The 18,536-nt window shown below is 44.8% G+C and carries 13 protein-coding genes; 2 read left to right on the forward strand and 11 right to left on the reverse strand.

Going from position 1 to position 18,536, the window contains the following annotated elements; all coding sequences use genetic code 11:
* Positions 1-21 precede the first annotated feature (21 nt).
* The 9 genes from DWV34_RS12470 to DWV34_RS12510 all read right to left on the reverse strand — a co-directional run bounded on the left by DWV34_RS12470 (position 22) and on the right by DWV34_RS12510 (position 15,396).
* Positions 22-1,695: a formate--tetrahydrofolate ligase gene (locus tag DWV34_RS12470; RefSeq protein WP_006568915.1), complete on the reverse strand. Its 1,674-nt coding sequence runs from the start codon at positions 1,693-1,695 to the stop codon at positions 22-24.
* Between the two features lie 18 nt (positions 1,696-1,713).
* A complete protein-coding gene (locus DWV34_RS12475) occupies positions 1,714-4,074 on the reverse strand; it encodes a DNA translocase FtsK (protein ID WP_118476401.1) in 2,361 nt (786 codons plus the stop codon).
* A gap of 160 nt (positions 4,075-4,234) precedes the next feature.
* Entirely contained in the window at positions 4,235-5,722 is a 1,488-nt protein-coding gene (locus DWV34_RS12480) for a 4Fe-4S dicluster domain-containing protein (protein WP_006568913.1), read from the reverse strand.
* A gap of 129 nt (positions 5,723-5,851) precedes the next feature.
* On the reverse strand, positions 5,852-6,502 hold the full coding sequence (locus DWV34_RS12485; protein WP_022260846.1) for a ClpP family protease: 651 nt from the start codon (positions 6,500-6,502) through the stop codon (positions 5,852-5,854).
* Positions 6,503-6,582: 80 nt separating this feature from the next.
* The gene (locus DWV34_RS12490; RefSeq protein ID WP_022260847.1) at positions 6,583-10,044 is read right to left on the reverse strand and encodes a pyruvate carboxylase; all 3,462 of its coding nucleotides are present in this window, start codon (positions 10,042-10,044) and stop codon (positions 6,583-6,585) included.
* A gap of 181 nt (positions 10,045-10,225) precedes the next feature.
* On the reverse strand, positions 10,226-12,127 hold the full coding sequence (locus DWV34_RS12495) for a bifunctional 4-hydroxy-3-methylbut-2-enyl diphosphate reductase/30S ribosomal protein S1 (RefSeq protein WP_009288719.1): 1,902 nt from the start codon (positions 12,125-12,127) through the stop codon (positions 10,226-10,228).
* Positions 12,128-12,130: 3 nt separating this feature from the next.
* Positions 12,131-12,793: a (d)CMP kinase gene (cmk, locus tag DWV34_RS12500; protein ID WP_009288720.1), complete on the reverse strand. Its 663-nt coding sequence runs from the start codon at positions 12,791-12,793 to the stop codon at positions 12,131-12,133.
* Positions 12,794-12,805: 12 nt separating this feature from the next.
* Positions 12,806-14,026, reverse strand: a complete 1,221-nt coding sequence (locus DWV34_RS12505) for an NAD(P)/FAD-dependent oxidoreductase (RefSeq protein ID WP_009288721.1) — start codon at positions 14,024-14,026, stop codon at positions 12,806-12,808.
* Between the two features lie 29 nt (positions 14,027-14,055).
* A complete protein-coding gene (locus DWV34_RS12510) occupies positions 14,056-15,396 on the reverse strand; it encodes an MATE family efflux transporter (protein ID WP_225103667.1) in 1,341 nt (446 codons plus the stop codon).
* 108 nt (positions 15,397-15,504) lie between these two features.
* On the opposite strand from DWV34_RS12510, the gene DWV34_RS12515 reads away from it, so the two are divergent.
* Together DWV34_RS12515 and DWV34_RS12520 are read left to right on the forward strand one after the other, a co-directional pair.
* Positions 15,505-16,170 carry a DUF3298 and DUF4163 domain-containing protein gene (locus DWV34_RS12515; RefSeq protein ID WP_022260849.1) on the forward strand — a complete coding sequence of 222 codons (666 nt, stop codon included), beginning with the start codon at positions 15,505-15,507 and terminating at the stop codon, positions 16,168-16,170.
* A gap of 345 nt (positions 16,171-16,515) precedes the next feature.
* On the forward strand, positions 16,516-17,529 hold the full coding sequence (locus tag DWV34_RS12520; RefSeq protein ID WP_243000866.1) for a C45 family autoproteolytic acyltransferase/hydolase: 1,014 nt from the start codon (positions 16,516-16,518) through the stop codon (positions 17,527-17,529).
* A 107-nt stretch (positions 17,530-17,636) separates the two neighbouring features.
* Here DWV34_RS12520 and DWV34_RS12525 read toward each other — a convergent pair whose 3' ends face one another.
* Together DWV34_RS12525 and DWV34_RS12530 are read right to left on the reverse strand one after the other, a co-directional pair.
* On the reverse strand, positions 17,637-18,110 hold the full coding sequence (locus DWV34_RS12525; RefSeq protein ID WP_325058591.1) for a GyrI-like domain-containing protein: 474 nt from the start codon (positions 18,108-18,110) through the stop codon (positions 17,637-17,639).
* 3 nt (positions 18,111-18,113) lie between these two features.
* Positions 18,114-18,482 (reverse strand): helix-turn-helix transcriptional regulator, encoded by a 369-nt coding sequence (locus tag DWV34_RS12530; protein WP_108912274.1) that lies wholly within the window; start codon positions 18,480-18,482, stop codon positions 18,114-18,116.
* Positions 18,483-18,536 lie beyond the last annotated feature (54 nt).

An 18,536-nucleotide genomic window follows, 5' to 3' on the forward strand; every position in this document is an offset into this window, starting at 1 on the left:
GTCTGTTTCCTCTCGTCACTCCTAGAATAAACCGGTGATCTCACCGTCTTCGTTTACGTCAATGCCTTCTGCCGCCGGCTTTTTCGGAAGCCCCGGCATGGTCATGATATCTCCGGTCAGCGCTACAACAAATCCGGCTCCTGCATTTACATAGATTTCGCGGATCGTAATATCAAAATTTTCCGGACGGCCAAGCTTTTTCGGGTCATCAGATAAAGAATACTGGTTTTTCGCCATGCAGACCGGAAGATTTCCGTAGCCAAGTTCCGTAAGCTGCTTTTTCTGTCTGGCTGCCGCCGGTGCATAGATTACATTGTCCGCACCATAAATCTTTGTGGCGATCGTCTCAATCTTCTCTTCAATGGAAGTATCCTCGTAAGAATACAGCGGGCGGTACTCGCTTTTTTTCGTCTCTAACGTCCTGAGAACTGCCTTTCCAAGCTCAATGCCGCCGTCTCCGCCTTTTTCCCATACCTCTGACAGGGCAAAATCACAGTCTCTCTCCTCGCAGAAATGTTTGATAAAGTCCAGCTCAGCCTCCGTGTCTGTGACAAACCGGTTCAGTGTGACAACCACAGGCACCCCATACTGCTTCAGGTTGGAAATATGCTTTTCCAGATTTACAATACCTCTGCTCAGGGCGTCGATATCTTCCCTCCCCAGATCTTCTTTGGAAACGCCGCCGTTATATTTAAGAGCCCTGACCGTTGCTACCAGGACAACCGCATCCGGAGAGAGTCCTGCCATCGGACATTTGATATCCAAAAACTTCTCGGCTCCAAGGTCCGCTCCGAATCCTGCTTCCGTGACAGTGATGTCGGAAAGCTTTAAAGCCATCTTCGTAGCCTGGACACTGTTGCAGCCATGAGCGATGTTTGCAAAAGGACCGCCGTGTACAAAGGCCGGCGTATGTTCCAGCGTCTGGATCAGGTTCGGCTTTAAGGCATCCTTTAAGAGGGCCGCCATGGCTCCCACAGCATTTAATTCCGCTGCTGTCACAGGTTCTTTATCCATATTATAGGCAACAATGATCTTGCCTAAACGTTTCTTCAGATCTTCCATGTCATTTGCAAGGCAGAGAATTGCCATAATCTCGGAGGCCACCGTGATCACAAAGTGATCTTCACGGACAACTCCGTCCACTTTTCTTCCCAATCCCACGACAATATTTCTCAGTGCCCTGTCATTCATATCCAGGCATCGTTTCCAGACGATGTCTCTCGTATCGATCCTCAGTGCATTTCCCTGCTGAATATGATTGTCAATCATGGCTGCCAAAAGATTATTTGCGGAAGTGATGGCATGAAAGTCACCGGTAAAGTGAAGATTTAAGTCTTCCATCGGCACCACCTGGGCATATCCGCCTCCGGCAGCACCTCCTTTGATCCCGAAGCACGGTCCGAGAGAAGGTTCTCTTAACGCAGCCACCGTTTTCTTCCCGAGCTTTGTGAGTCCCTGTGCGAGACCAATGCTGGTCGTAGTTTTTCCTTCTCCCGCCGGAGTCGGATTGATCGCCGTCACAAGTACAAGCTTCCCGTCCTCACGATCCTTGATTTCGTTCATGAATCCGGAAGACAGCTTCGCTTTATATTTGCCGTACAGCTCAAGATCGTCTTCACTGATCCCAAGAGACGCCGCTACTTCCCTGATTGGCTGTAACTTTGCTTCCTGTGCAATCTGAATGTCTGTTTTCATTGGTTGGATTCCTTTCTTCTATAAATATTCCTCTTTGTATTGTTCAAATTCTTCCTGGCTCATAAGAACCTTACGGGGCTTTGTGCCTTCCTCTTCTCCGACGATCCCGGCTTCACAGAGCTGGTCCATCAACCTTGCCGCCCTGTTGAATCCGATCTTAAAAATCCTCTGAAGGCTTGCAATGGATGCTTTGTCCTTATCTATGATAAATTTGGCCGCATCTTCAAAATATTCGTCTCTGTCTGCCGAAACCGATGCCTTCACACTGGCCGTCTCCATTTTTTCTTTGATCTCACTGCCGTAGTCATCTTCTATGTTCTGGCTCTTTAAGAAGTCTACGACACGTCCCACTTCCTCATCGCTGATAAATGCTCCCTGGACCCGGACCGGCTTCTGGTATCCTGCCGGATAAAAGAGCATATCTCCTTTTCCTAAGAGCTTCTCTGCTCCGTTCATGTCAATGATCGTGCGGGAATCCACCCCGGAGGACACAGAAAATGCGATTCTTGAAGGGACATTAGCCTTGATCAGTCCTGTGATGACATTGACAGATGGTCTCTGGGTGGCAATGATCAGATGGATGCCTGCCGCTCTGGCAAGCTGAGAAAGCCTTACGATCGCATCCTCTACCTCACCCGGCGCAACCATCATAAGGTCCGCAAGCTCATCCACAATAATGACGATCTGAGGCAGCGGCTGGAAGTCTTCACCTTCCATTCCCTTTTCCATCATCTCTTTTACTTTTTCATTATATCCGGTCAGATTTCTTACATTGACGTCCGCAAACTTCTTATAGCGGTCTCCCATCTCCATAACTGCCCAGTTAAGCGCGCTGGATGCCTGCTTGGGATCTGTGACCACCGGGATGAGAAGATGCGGGATTCCCTGATATGTACTCAGTTCCACGACTTTGGGATCGATCATGATCAGCTTCACATCGTTGGGACTTGCTTTATATAAAATACTCATGATCAGCGTATTGATACACACTGATTTCCCGGAACCTGTGGCACCTGCAATCAAAAGGTGCGGCATCTTTGCAATGTCTGAGATAATCACCTTGCCAGCCAGATTCTTTCCTACCGCAAACGCGATATTGGAAGAGAAGCGTTTAAAGTCATTATTTTCAATCAGATCCCGGAACATGACCACCTGATTGGTCTTATTCGGCACTTCGATGCCCACTGCTGCCTTTCCCGGAATCGGAGCTTCGATCCGTATGTCCGGGGCCGCCAGATTCAGTTTAATATCATCGGAAAGCCCGACGATCTTGCTGACCTTTACTCCCTGCTCCGGCTGAAGTTCAAACCTGGTAACAGACGGCCCGCAGCTGATGTCCGTAATCGTCACATTGACGCCGAAGTTTCTCAGCGTCTGCTCCAGCTTCAGGGCTGTCTTTTTAAGTTCTGCCTGACTGTTTCCTCCGGCCTTCTTTCCCTTTTTCAGCAGAGTCACCGGCGGAAACACATAATCTCCCTCCTCCAGCGCAGAAGGATGTATGGAAATCTCCGGTATAGGTTCAGGCTCTGATTTCTCTCTGTTCACAAAAGATCTTTTGCCCGGCTTCAGCTCCGGCTCCTCCGGCAGTACTTCCTCATCGGGCTGTCCGATCATCTCGTCCAGATCAAACGGCTTGTCCGGTTCTTTTGCCGGCTCTTCCGGCATCAGAGTAAGGTCATCCAGTACCTTTGACTGTTTCTCTCTCCTTTTCAGCTTTAAGTCTGGAAGCTTTGGAGTCTTGATTCCTGATGCCTGCCTGTCCTCTTTTTCTTTTGGCTTTCTCTTATCAGCTGTTTTGGTCTTCTTTCCTGAAGTCCGTTCGGGTGCAAAAAATGCTGCCACACGCTTTACAAAGGAGAGCAGTGATCTCTCAGTAATCAGTATCATAGAAATTGCTGTCAAAAAAAATACGACAACATAACTTCCTGCCAGTCCCAGCTCCTTATACAGAAAAGAAGCGATGACACCTCCGACCACTCCGCCTCCCGCATGATGTTCCGATCCGTACCGGTACAACACTGCTGCATCAGACATACGGATGTCTGTCGCCATCTGCCATATCGCCGCAGTCATACACAGGAGCAGAACAATAAAAAAAGACTTCTTTACCGAGATGCTGCTATACTGATTGGAGATCAGCAGAAGGATCATGATCAATATAACAATAGGAGCAGCATAGTGAACACCGCCCAGCACTCCGAACAGCGCGGAACTTACCGTGTTTCCCACTTTTCCGCAGAGTCTGAAATTACTCAAAAATAAAAAAAGACAAACTGCAAAACTTAACAGAACCGCAATTTCCTGATAGAACCCTGCAAAGTCTTTTTGCTTTTTCTTCTTTCGTGCTGTGTTTCTTCTCTTTCTTTTTTTTGCTGCCATTCTTCTGGAATCTCTTTTCTTCTTATATTTAATACTCAACAACCCTTCATCAAAAGAGTTATATGACTATTTTACAATTAACCTAAATAAATGTAAAGAGCCTGGACAGAACTCTTTGGTTCCGTTCAGACTCTTTTGTATCTTTGAAATATAATGAATATCAGTATTTTGCTGTCTCAGGCGGAATGAACTGCTCTGCTTCATTCACGAACTTCTTAACCTGTACACCCGCTTTGACTACCGGGATATTGGTTCCGGCTCCGGCAACGCATCCTCCCGGACATCCCATTCCTTCGATCAGGTACCCGTTCTTCTTGCCGGCTTTTGCCTGAAGAAGCATCTTCTTGCATTCTGCGAGTCCTTCCACATGGTCAATCTTCACATCCACTCCCGGATGGTATTCTTTTACGCATGCTTCAATAGCCGCGGCAACACCGCTTGCGACTGCATATCCGCGTCCTGCACCGAACGCATCGTTCATCTCGACTTCCTTGTCGTAAGTACTGAAATCAATATCCTTGGCGGTAAACATGCCGTCCAATTCTTCAAATGTAATGACAAAATCCACTTCACTTCTGACAGACTTTCTGGAAGCTTCCAGTTTTTTAGCCACACAAGGACCGACGAATACGATTTTTGCGTTCTTGTTGGTCTGTCTTGCGGCTCTGGCTGTCGCCACCATCGGGGTCAGTGAATTTGAAATCTGGTCGATCAGTTCAGGGAAGTACTTTTTCCCGAGCATAGACCAGGACGGACAGCAGGAGGTCAAAAGGAACGGCACCTCTCCTGTAGCAACTCCATGTGCATAGTGATCCGCTTCTTCCAGGGCACCTGCATCCGCTCCCACTGCCACTTCCCATACGTCGGCAAATCCGATCTCCAGCAGTGCGGCCTTCACCTTGGCAGGGGTTGCCTTCGGCCCAAACTGTCCAACAAAAGCAGGGGCCAGGATGGCGATGACTTCGTTGCCTTCATTCATGGCTTTGATCAGCTGGTAGATCTGTGACTTGTCTGCAATGGCTCCAAACGGACAGTTGACCATGCACATGCCGCAGGATACACATTTGTCAGGATTAATGGTAGCACGTCCTGCATAATCAGTCTCGATCGCTCCCACGCCACAGGCTACTTCACACGGCCTTTTTCTCTCATGGATCGCACTGTATGGGCATACTTTCTGGCACTGTCCGCACTTAATGCACTTTTCCTGATCAATGTAGGAATATCCGTCCACAAAACTGATTGCATTTTTCGGACATACTTCCATACATGGATGTGCCATACATCCCTGACACTCTCCTCCTACAATGAATGCTCTGTCCTTGCAGGCGTTGCATGCTGCCGGGATCACCTGCAGAAGCGGCGGCTCGTAGTATTTTTCAGCAATGTTGCTCTGTTTGATTCCTTTTGTTATTCTTGCAGGCTTATCAGCAGGTCTTAAAGACATCCCCATGGCAAGACGGATTCTCTCTCCTACCACTGCCCTTTCACGATAAATACTGTCGCGGTATGTCGGCAGCTCACCTTTCACTAATTCGTACGGCAGATCCTCGATTTCTTCAAGGTCTCTTTGTTCATAGGCAAATTTAGCAATCTCTGTAAATACCTTTTTTCTGATCTCTCGGACCGGGGTCTCAATTCCTCTCATAGCTCCTCCTTTAATGTTCGTTAAAATAAAAACAATCTATTATCATTCTACACTACTTTTACCCGAAATTAAAGGATTTTTTTGCTTTTTTTGTACTTTATTCTGTACACCGGAACCCCCGGTTTTTTCTCAGTTTTCCGAGGTATTTTGTATGAGTTCCTTAAGCTTTGCAAAGGCCTCGCTCATGCCCCCGATTTCATTGATCAGGCCCAGTTCCACCGCCTGTTCTCCCTCAAGTACGGTTCCTGCGTCTTTCACCTGTTCTCCGATGTGCAGCATCAGTTCTTCCACCTTATCCTCCGCAATGTCAGAGTGATCGCTGATGAATCTGGTAATACGGTCCTGAATCTTCTCAATATTACGGTAGCTTTGAAGCACACCGATGAAGGTTCCGCTGGAGCGCACCGGATGGATCATCATTGTTGCACTTTTAACAATAAATGAATAGTCAGAAGAGACTGCAAGAGGCACTCCGATGGAATGGCTCCCTCCCAATACAAGCGTTACCGTTGGTTTACTCAGGGAAGCAATCATTTCCGCAAGGGCAAGCCCACATTCCACATCCCCTCCAACCGTATTGAGCAGAATCAGTATCCCCTTGATATCGTCAGAGTACTCTGCTTTGGCAAGCGCAGGGATCATATGCTCATATTTGGTTGTCTTGGAGTTCTGCGGGGACAGCTGATGCCCCTCGATCTCTCCTATGACCGTCATGACATGAATCCCGCCCAGGTCCAGTTCTCCGGTATCTCTTATCTCATTTCTTTGATCTTCATTCATATCGAAATCCTCACTTTGATTTAATAAAAAGGAAGAAGCGCAGTGCTTCTCCCTTTTATTGTCTGTCATTATGAGTAAGATTATTCTTCTTCGATTTCAAAAGATACAAGCAGATCTTCCTGATTGACCTGTTCGCCTTCATTAACGTAGATCTTATCCACCTTTCCGTTAACTTTGGATACGACGGTGGTTTCCATCTTCATTGCTTCCACGGTAAGAAGCGGCATATTCACAGTTACCGGATCTCCCTCTTTTACGAGGACTTTTCCGACGGTTCCAGGAATTGTTGAGCCTAAATGTCCCGGATTGCTCTTATCCGCTTTGATCCTGTGGTCGGCCTTGACTTCCAGGTTGCGGTCTAAGATCTTCACTTCACGCATGGAACCGTTGACCTCGAATTCCAGCAGACGGTATCCGTTCTCATCGGGTTCTGACATATCCACAAACTTGATGATCAAATCTTTTCCTTCTCCGATGGTCAGTGTCGTCTCCTCACCCTTTCTCAGCCCGTAGAAATACACATGGCTTTCCAGCCTTGTGACGTCATTGTAAGCCTCAAAATGTCTGCAGTAATCCTCATATACTTTCGGATACATCGCATAGCTGATGGCTTTGCGGTGAAGCGTCTTTTCGTCTTCCATTGTATCAATATAAAAGAACTCTTTGAGCCCTTTCTTGATCTGATCGAAATCTTCCGGAGGAATCAGGCTTCCCGGACGGACGGTGATCGGCTCTTTGCCTTTCAGCACGATAGCCTGAAGTTCTTTCGGGAATCCGCCTTCCGGCTGTCCGATCATTCCTTCAAAATATTCGACTACGGAATCAGGATAAGATAATCCTCTGCCCTCTGTCAGAATATTTTCTTTGGTCAGACCGTTTTTAAACATAAAGATGGCAAAGTCTCCGACGACTTTAGAGGAAGGCGTAACTTTTACAATATTTCCAAGCAGATCATTGGCATCTTTGTACAGACTCTTGATCTCCTCAAAATCCTCTGCTGCTCCCATCTCTTTTACCTGAGCCAGCAGGTTGGAGTACTGTCCTCCCGGGATCTCATACTTGTAGATCTCTGTGTTCGGAGCGTCCATGCCGCTTTCAAACTGTTTATAAACCGGTCTCAGTCTCTCATAGTACTGGCTTAATTCTGTGAGTTCATCCGGAACTAATCCCGTATCCCTCTCGGTTCCCCTGAGTGCCTCTGTAAGAGAGTTCATGGACGGGTTGCTTGTCATGGAACTCATAGATCCGATGGCACAGTCAACAATATCCACTCCCGCTTCCGCTGCTTTCAGCAGAGTGCTGACTCCGTTTCCGGTGGAATCATGGGTATGCAGATTAACCGGTATATTCAGTTCTTCTTTTAACGTTTTGATGAGCTTTTCGGCTGCATAAGGCTTTACAAGCCCTGCCATATCTTTGATGGTAAAGATGTGGCATCCCAGGCTTTCCAATTCTTTTGCCTTTTTTACATAGTAATCCAGTGTATATTTTGTCTCATCCGGATTCAGAATATCCCCGGTATAACAGATAGCTCCTTCCACGATCTTACCGGTCTTTAAAGCCGTTTCAATCGGAAGCTTCATATTCTCAACCCAGTTTAAGCTGTCAAAAATACGGAATACATCGACTCCGCGGGATGCCGCCTCTTCGATAAAGGTTGTCACTACATTGTCCGGATAATTCTTGTATCCGACCGCATTGGACGCCCGAAGAAGCATCTGAATCAGGGTATTCGGCATTCTTTCTCTTAAGAGTGCCAGTCTTACCCACGGAGATTCCTTTAAGAAGCGGTAAGAAGTATCGTATGTGGCTCCTCCCCACGCTTCCATGGAAAATGCATTTGCCATGTACTGGTTGGATGCCTTGGCAGCCCCTGCAAGATCCTTCGTTCTCATACGGGTGGCCATCAAAGACTGCTGGGCATCTCTCATTGTTGTGTCAGTTACATAAAGTTTTTTATCATTTAAGATCTTCTGAGTATAACCTTCGGCTCCGAGTTTTAAAAATTCATCCCTGGCGCCGTAAATCTCTTTCTTTTTGTCATACTTCGGAAGCACACGGTCTTCGAAAAACGGTTTTTCTTCTGCCTTCTGTTCGTTGACCATTTTATTTCCGAGGAACTCCAGAATCTTTGTGGCACGGTCCTGGGATGCGGCGAAAAGGAACAGCTCAGGAGTATCTTCTATAAATGTCGTATAGCACTGTCCTGATTTAAAAGTCTCATGGTTAAGGACATTGATCAGGAACGGGATGTTGGTCTTGATACCCCGGATTCTTGTCTCTTTCAGCACACGGGTAGACTTCATCACAGCCCCTAAGAACGTACGGTCATGAGAGCATGCCTTTACGAGGAGACTGTCATAATATGGAGTGATCTCTGCCCCTGCATATGCATTTCCTCCGTCCAGGCGGATTCCGTTTCCGGCTCCGGAACGGTATACTGTGATCTTTCCTGTATCCGGCAGGAAGTTGTTTGAAGGATCTTCGGTGGTGATACGTGTCTGAATAGCATAGCCCGTAGTTTCCACACTTTCCTGAGAAGGAATCTGAATCTCATCAGAGTCAAGGGCATACCCCTGAGCAACGAGGATCTGCGTCTGTACGATATCGATCCCTGTTACCATCTCTGTCACCGTGTGTTCTACCTGAACCCTCGGATTCATCTCGATGAAGTAAGGATTGTTATCGGCATCCACAAGAAACTCTAAGGTTCCGGCGTTGCGGTATCCGACCGTCTTTGCCAGCCTTAACGAACTGTCAAATATCACCTTCCTTGTCTCTTCCGGAATGCTGAAGGCCGGTGCATACTCTACCACCTTCTGGTGACGCCGCTGAACGGAACAGTCACGGTCATACAGATGAACGACATTGCCGTAGTTATCTCCGATGATCTGTACTTCAATATGTTTCGGACTTTTCAGGTACTTTTCAATAAAAATCTGATCGTCTCCGAATGCCTTTTTGGATTCATCTCTTGCTTCCGCATATTCCTTCGGCATATCTTCTGCCGTGTGAACGATGCGCATGCCGCGTCCGCCGCCTCCGTTGGATGCTTTCAGCATCACAGGATATCCGACCTTCTCTGCAATCTCAATGACTTCTTTTTCACTATGTACCGCATGGTCCACACCCGGTATGATCGGCACATCCGCTTTGATTGCCATCTGCTTGGAAGAGATTTTATCTCCCATCGCCCTCATGATGTCAGATGTCGGTCCGATAAAGGTAATCCCGTGTCTCTCACAGGCATCTACAAATTCCGGATTTTCAGACAGGAATCCATACCCCGGATGGATCGCATCCACATTTTTCTCTTTGGCAATCCGGATGATGGTCTTGATATCCAGATACGCATCGATCGGTCCTTTATCCGGATTCAGCTGATATGACTCATCCGCCTTGGAGCGGAACAATGCATAGCGGTCTTCTTTTGAAAATACACCAACAGTGGTAATCCCCAGCTCATTGAGAGCACGGAATACACGGATCGCAATCTCACCGCGGTTGGCTACTAATACTTTTTTAAATTTCTTTATTTGCATTGGTAAACTACTCCTTATATAAAATTTGTCTTTCCTGACAGGACAATGATCCGCCACAGCAAGACGTATTAGAAAACATTATAGCTTAAAATCAGCCATATTACAATAGCCGATTCAAAGGGAACCCCCGACAGGTCAAAAAAAGACGGTTTCCTGCATCGGAAACCGCCCCGTCAATCTCTTATTCTGCATCCTCTGCATTGTCATTGAGCAATGCTTTCATGCTCAAGCTGATCTTCTTTTCATCCTTTTTGAAGTCAACGACTTTGGCTGTGATTTCCTGTCCAACGGATAAAACATCAGATGGCTTGTCAATATGTTCCTTGGCAATCTGAGAAACGTGAAGCAGTGCGTCAATGCCTGATTCCAGCTCAACAAATGCTCCGAAATCTGTCATACGTGCGACTTTTCCGTCCACAACATTGCCAACTTTGTATTTCTCTTCTGCCTTTAACCATGGATTTTCCTCTGGGAATTTCAGGCTCAGCGCGATCTTTTCACCCTGGATATCCTTGATCAGTACAGTTACCTTATCACCGATAGAAAATACCTTTTTCGGATTTTCCACACGTCCCCAGGACATCTCTGAAATATGAAGCAGTCCGTCTGCGCCGCCTAAGTCGATGAATGCACCGAAGTCTGTCACGTTCTTGACAACTCCGTCGATCTTCATTCCAGGCTCGATCTTTGCGAATAATTCTTTCTGTTTTTCTTTCTTTGCAGCCACTAACAACTGCTTGCGGTCTCCGATGACTCTTCTCTTTCTCGGGTTAAACTCACTGATGACAAACTCGATTTCCTGTCCGTCGTATTTCTTTAAGTCTCTCTCGTAAGAATCAGATACAAGGCTTGCCGGGATGAAGACTCTCGCCTCATCAATAATCACACTTAAACCACCATCTAAAACCTGAGCCACAGGCGCTTTGAGCACTTCCTTGTTTTCGTAAGCTTCTTCCAGGCGCTTGTTGCCTTTTTCTGCTGCCAGTCTCTTATATGTCAACAACACTTGTCCTTCTCCGTCGTTCACTTTAAGGACTTTTGTCTCCATCGTATCCCCTACTTTGGCGATCGTTGTTAAATCTAAGTTAGCCGCATCATTAGAGTACTCACTGCGTGTCAGGATACCGTCAGCTTTGTAACCGATGTTTAAGATGATCTCATCTGGTTTTACGTCAATGACTGTTCCTTCCACTACCTCTCCGTTACGAATCGTAACTAAACTTTCCTCTAATAATTGTTCAAAACTCTTTTCCGTCATGCTAGCATGAACCTCCTTGATAATTTTCTCTGGGGTGGATGCCCCCGCTGTAATACCTACCTTACCAGTCGATTCAAAAAGTTTCAAATCCAGGTCTTTAAGTGTCTGCACAAAAAAGGTGTTCCCACACTCTTTTTTGCTGATCTCATATAATTTCTGGCTGTTAGAACTTTGTCTGTCGCCAATGACAATCATTGCATCTACATCGTGTGCTATAGATTTTGCTTCCAGTTGACGCTCTTCTGTGGCATTACAAATTGTATTACATACTTCTATATGATAACTCTTTTCCTTGATAATTTCAACTATATCTTGAAATTTATTGTAATTAAATGTCGTCTGTGAAACAACGCAGGCCGGTTTGTCTCCGAGTTCGACTCCCGAAAGCCCCTCTGCATCGGAGATCACATGGACTTCTCCGCTGCACCAGCCCCTGATTCCTTCTACCTCGGGATGCTCCGAGCTGCCGATGATCAGGATCTGTTTTCCTTCGGCACTGGCCTTCTCCACGATCCTGTGGATCTTTAAGACAAAAGGACAGGTGGCATCTACCAGATGCAGCCCCTTCTGCCGGATCAGCTCATAAATATCCTTTGCCACGCCGTGGGACCGGATGATCACGGTTCCCTCTGAAATCTGCTCCAATTCTTCTCTGGAACGGAGGACTTTTACGCCTCTTTGTTCCAGATCGGAGACCACCTCCGAGTTATGGATGATTGGTCCGTATGTATAGACCTGTTCTTTTCCTGCCTCCTCATATACCTTATCCACCGCGCGTCTGACACCGAAACAAAATCCTGCTGTTTTCGCTAAGTTTACTTCCATCTCTTATTTCACCTTTTCAAATTCGCGGATCACCGTATCGGCTACTTCTTCGATCGTCATCCCGGAAGAATCCACGAGAACCGCATCCTCCGCCTGTCTAAGCGGCGCGATGTCTCTGGTCATATCCTGGTGGTCCCTTTTCTTTATATCTTCTTCAATGACAGCAAGATCTGCCTCCTGCCCTTTCTCAATGAGTTCATCATAGCGGCGCTTTGCCCTGACCTCCACGGAAGCCGTCAAATATATTTTTAAATCCGCATCGGGAAGCACATTGGTCCCGATATCCCTTCCGTCCATTAAAATGTCCGCAGTTTTTGCGAGATCTCTCTGCAGATCTAAAAGAGCAGCCCTCACAGAAGGATATGCGGATGTCTTGGATGCCATATTCCCCACTTTCTCCGTCCGGATCTGTCCGGTCACATTTTCTCCGTTTAAAATCACCTGCTGCATCCCGTTCTCATAAGTTATGCTGACTCTTATATCCTTACAGGCAGCGTCAATGGCCGCTTCATCTGTATAATCGATCTGGCTGCGGATAAAATACAAAGCCATGGCCCGGTACATGGCTCCCGTATCCACATAGATAAATTCCAATTTTTTTGCGATTGTTTTTGCGATCGTGCTCTTTCCGGCTCCCGCCGGGCCGTCAATGGCAATACTGTACATATATGATTCCTCCTAATTCATTCCTGCCAAGTATCCTGTGGACCATGCGATCTGAAGATTATAACCCCCGGTCAGCGCATCCAGATCCAACACTTCCCCTGCAAAATATAATCCCTGCACCTTCTTGGATTCCATGGTACTCGGGTTGATCTCTTTTACATCCACTCCGCCGTGAGTGATGATAGCCTCTTTAAACCCTCTCGTACTCGTGACCATAAGAGGCATAGCTTTTAATAGTGCTGTGAGACTCCTCCGCTCATCCTTCGTGATCTCATGAACCTTTTTGTCCTCCGGAATTCCGGATAGTTCTAGGATAACCGGGATCATTTTTTTTGGCAACAGCTTTCCAAGAGAATTTTTGAATTCTTTATTGATATTTTTCTGAAAATCTTTCAGAATTCTCTGATCCAGCTGTTCTTCCGACAATGCCGGCTTCAGATCGATGCAAAATTTTAACTGTTTTCCTTTGTGCCTCACCGCATAGCTGCTGGCGCTTATGATAATCGGTCCGCTGATGCCAAAATGAGTAAACAGCATCTCCCCGAATTCTTTATAAATACGTTTTCCGTCTGCATAAAGGGATGCTTCCACATTTTTAAGGGAAAGCCCCTGAAGCCTTGAACAGACTGTCCCGTCGATATTAAAAGGAACAAGCGCCGGGTCCAAATGAGTCACCTTATGTCCCGTTTTTTTTGCAAATGAGTGCCCGTCTCCGGTGGAACCTGTGGAAGGATAAGAAACGCCTCCCGTTGCAATGACTACCTTGTCCGCCTTCATCTTTCGCCCGCCATTTACTTCAACACCCCTGATGCTGCCATTCTCCGTCAGAATCTGTCTCACCTCCGTATTCAGCTTAACAGACACCTTTCTTTTGCCAAGTTCTCTCTCCATGGCTCTGATCACGTCTGACGATTTGTCAGACACAGGAAACACACGGTTCCCCCGCTCTACTTTCACCGGACATCCCCATTGCTCCATCCATTCCATCATCTGTTCATTGGTGAAAGAATAAAATGCACTGTATAAAAATTCCCTGTTGGTAACTACATGGCCCATCAGATCTTCGATGTCACCGGCATTGGTCAGATTACACCTGCCTTTCCCTGTAATAAAAAGCTTTTTCCCCAATTTTTCGTTTTTTTCTAATAGGGTGACTCGATTCCCCTCTCCTGCAGAACAGATGGCAGCGATCATTCCCGCCGCACCTCCTCCGACTACGATTACATCACTCATAAAACTCCTTTGTCAATCACATTGATTCTTTATTTTTCCAGCAACAGATTCTTTTTCCGGAATACGAAATATAACAATCCGGCTGCATCCGCCAAAGCCCATCCGATCGGGACTGCCCACCAGACTCCGGCGAGTCCGATGACCGGCACAGATGACAGCATATAGGCCAGTAGTACCCTGCTTCCCAGGGAAATGACAGTCAGCCAAATAGAGACTGCAGAACGGCCCAGTCCCCGATAGAGTCCATAAAGCAAGAACAATATACCGATCCCTGCATAAAAACAGCCCACAATATGCAGATACTTTACTCCGATTGCAATAATCTCCGTTTCCTGAGGTTTGATAAAAATCATCATAAACTGTCTTGCAAAGACGACCACTGTCACAGACGCAGCCGCGCAAAACCCAATAGAAATGAATACCGCTGACCGAAGACCTTTTTTTATCCTGTCTGGTTTTCCCGCTCCATAATTTTGTGCGATATAAGTGGTAAAAGCATTTCCAAAATCCTGTGCCGGCATATAGGCGAAGGCATCAATCTTTACCACTGCGGCAAAAGCTGCGGAAGTAAGAAATCCAAAACTGTTGACTAATCCCTGCACCATCAAAATTCCAAGATTCATGATCGACTGCTGTATAGCTGTCAGAGTAGAATTATTAATGATCATACCAAGAAGTTCCCGGCTGTAATACATATGACAGCGTTTTGGACACAAGTCTCCTGCTTTAGAAAAAAAGTATACTGTAATCAGTACGGCAGATACCCCCTGGGCGGTTACTGTGGCCCACGCCGCCCCGGCAATCCCCATCCCAAATTTTAAAATAAAAACCACGTCCAGTATGATGTTCAGCACCGCAGAGACAGCCAAAAACACCAACGGTGTCACCGTATTGCCGATGCTGCGGAGTACAGAGCTGAAAAAATTATAGATGCAGACAAAAAAGATTCCAAAAAAAATAATAAATAAGTATTCTTTTGTAAACGGGGCCGCTTCTTTTGGAATGTGAAGCCACACAATCAAATGATCCAGCAGAAGAAATGCTGCTGCCGTAATCACGGCGGAAACCAACATAATAAAGACGAACGCATTGACAATAGATGTCTTCATTCGGTCATGCTCTTTACGCCCATAGAGTTGGGCAAAGACAACGCCGCTTCCCATACAAAGTCCCAGTAAAACAGAAGTCAGAAGAACCATCAGAGCATAGGCCGAACCGACTGCAGACAGTGCGGCAGCACCGATCGTTCTGCCTACAATCAGGGTATCAGCGATATTATATAACTGTTGTAAAAGGTTGCCCACAATCATTGGCAGGCTGAATAATATAATAGAACGGCCAATCCGGCCGTCGGTCAGGTCGACTTGCATCTGTACCCCCATATCTTTTGGTAATTCTGTCAGAAGAAAAAACATTTATATTCATATTTAAAAATTTCCACAAGTATACTGTCAATAATAAAAACTTCTGAGGCCCTCATGCAGAAAATCCATAATAAAGTTCTGAAAGATACTATGTTCTATCATGATATCCCAGTACTCACCTATAAGATAAACTATCCTTTTTTTGAAACTACATGCAGTCCGCCGGCAGCCTGCCATATAAACGGTTATTATGCATTAAAGGCTGAAAAAACAGAGAAGAACTGCCGCACAGATCTCTATTCGCAGGCAGTGCAGGCGGCTCAGTATATTCCAGAGAATATACCGCCATTCAACAGCTATGAATTTCTTTCTGATTACCATATAGTTTACAATAAGGGCTGTATCGTAAGTCTTTATACAGATCAGTATTCTTATTCAGGCGGGGCTCACGGAGCAACTGTGCGCAGCTCTGACACCTGGGATTTCTGTATGGGAAGGCAGATAAACCTGACGGAATTTTTTCCCGGAGTACAGGGATTTCCCGAATGCCTTTTCCGACGCATAGAAAAACAGATAGAGGATCGTTTAAAAGAATCCCCAGCCACTTTTTTTGAGGATTACAGCCAGCTTCTCCGTAATAACTTTCATGCTGAAAATTTTTATATAACCCCAGCCGGCTTAGTGATTTATTACCAGCAATATGACATTGCCCCCTATGCATCCGGTATTCCCGAAATCGTCATTCCTTTCAGAAACAGCCGGTCCCCGGAGATTATATAATCAGCATCGCGTCCGCAGAAAACGAGCGGTGCAGGGACACTTTTCCTACATCGCTTTTCTGTATATTTATAATAGCCTATTTCAACTGTAAAGTTAATATAAAAGACAAGAAATTTTGTGTTTTTAATCTTATATTTAAACTTAAAATAAATTTCTGATTATCTTTTCACAAATTCTTATATGTCCGCAAAGCCTTATTCTGCAGGCTTTGCGGGCATTTTTACTGTCGGCAGACACTTCACGTTGTAAGAGAAAAAACAAGACGAATTAAATGCGCAAAATATATCATGAATTAAGTTGCCTGCTAATTTATAATATGAATTATATTAAGAAAAGAGGTGCTTTATGGAAAAAGCAAATGTAAGTATTTTTGAATTATGCGGCTCGAATTATGAAATTGGGTATCAGCTTGGGAAAATCGCAATGAACTGCCCTCAATTTGCAGAAATGCAAAAATGCCCACCCGGTGCTTATACGGAAAAACAAGCGGCACAAATGACCGAAATGTTTGATTGTTATTGCCCCGGACTGAACGAAGAATTGCAAGGTTTTGCAGAAGCTATTAAAACAACAAGATTGCAAATGCTTTACTATGCAATGACTTATTTAACGCCCGGTTGTTCTTTGCTTGCTGTACTGCCTAAATTAACAGCAAACGGACATGTAATGGCAGCTCGTAATTATGAGTTTTCTCACAAGATGGAGGACTTTTCCTTCTGCAAGACCAAAGTTACAGGTAAGTATGCTCACATGGGTGGAAGCATGATGCAGTTTGGGCGTGGCGAGGGAATAAATGAATGTGGCCTGATGGTTGCTCAAACATCTTGCGGTATGCCGGTTGGCAATATGGAAGTCATGCGCAGACCCGCTGTTACAGGTTTACAATTTTGGGCGGTCATACGATCTTTATTAGAAAACTGCAAGAATGTAGAAGAAGCTCTGCAGACTCTAGAAGATATGCCGATTGCCTACAATATCAATCTGATTCTTGCTGATAAAGGGGGGAACGCTGCTTTATTTGAAACATTAGATGGGGTTAAAGCTTTTAGAAAAATTGATGATACTACTGAACAGCAGTATTTACATTCAACCAATCACGCACATTTGCAGGAAATAATTAATCTTGAGCCGATGGCAATGAAACATTCAGTTTGTCGATATAATTATATTGAAAATTTCGTGAATCAATCTCATGGGATAAATACCAGGGATTTAAAGACATTACTTTTATCTAAATATCCTGAGGGATTATGCTGTAACTGGTATGATAATTTCTTTGGCACAATTAAAAGTATGGTTTTTGATGTGACATTGGGTACTGTTGAAATTTGTTGGGGTGGATTAGAAAAAAATGGTTGAAAGACATATTCTTTAGTAAATGATATAAAAGCAGAAAATTTCACAGTTGACATCAAAACTTCCAATTCACAATTTGAGGATGGTGCATTCGTCAAAATATAAAAAGCCTATTTTATAGGAATGTAGATAAGGACATAATTATCTGCGTCTGTATACTCACATACTTGCCCATCGTATATTTCATATGATTCACGATTATCTAGTTGAAATTTTGAAGACATTGCCCAAACTCCATAAATATAGTCATAGGATAATACCAGGTTCTGGAAAGAACCGGTATGTGTAAACACCGCATATTTTCCTTTGGACAACGTCTTTTTTTCAAAAGATTTTGGTACAGTTGAAAATGCTTCAATTGGTGAGCCTATCATCACTGAAAAACGAAGATCATCATTTTCTAAATATGAAGCATTATGACTTTCATATATACTATAACCAATTGTATTCATATTATGAATTCTACACATTTTCATATATTGAGACCATAGTTTAGGTAATGAATTATTATAAAGAGTAGTAGTTCCTCTTATACCTGCTATCACTATGTCTTCAGTTTCAATTATTTGAGGGGTTACAGAAATATTTTAAGTAATGTGAGAAATATGTTCTTGTTCTAGTTTTCGTTTTGTTTTTACAACTAAATTAAGACCATTTTTTCTATAAACGGTAGGTGACACATGAAATATATTTTTAAAAGCGCGGCTAAATGCTTCTGATGATTCAAATCCGCTGTCTATTGCAATATCTATAATTTTTTGTTTCGAATAAATCAGACTTCTTGAAGCTTCATACAACCTGCGTTTATTTATGTAGCTGCCCACAGATTCACCTAAAACCGCAGTAAACACACGTGTCATATGAAAATATGAATAACCTGCGTGATTTGCAACATCACGCAGTCCTATATCATTATGGAGGTTTGATTCTATAAAATTTACTGCAGTGTCTAAAATATTTTTTTACTCATAGATTAAGTCTCCACAAATACCATGGTTTCTTTCATATCC

Origin of the sequence: Anaerostipes sp. AF04-45 (assembly GCF_003461725.1) — a bacterium.
GTDB lineage: Bacteria > Bacillota > Clostridia > Lachnospirales > Lachnospiraceae > Anaerostipes > Anaerostipes caccae.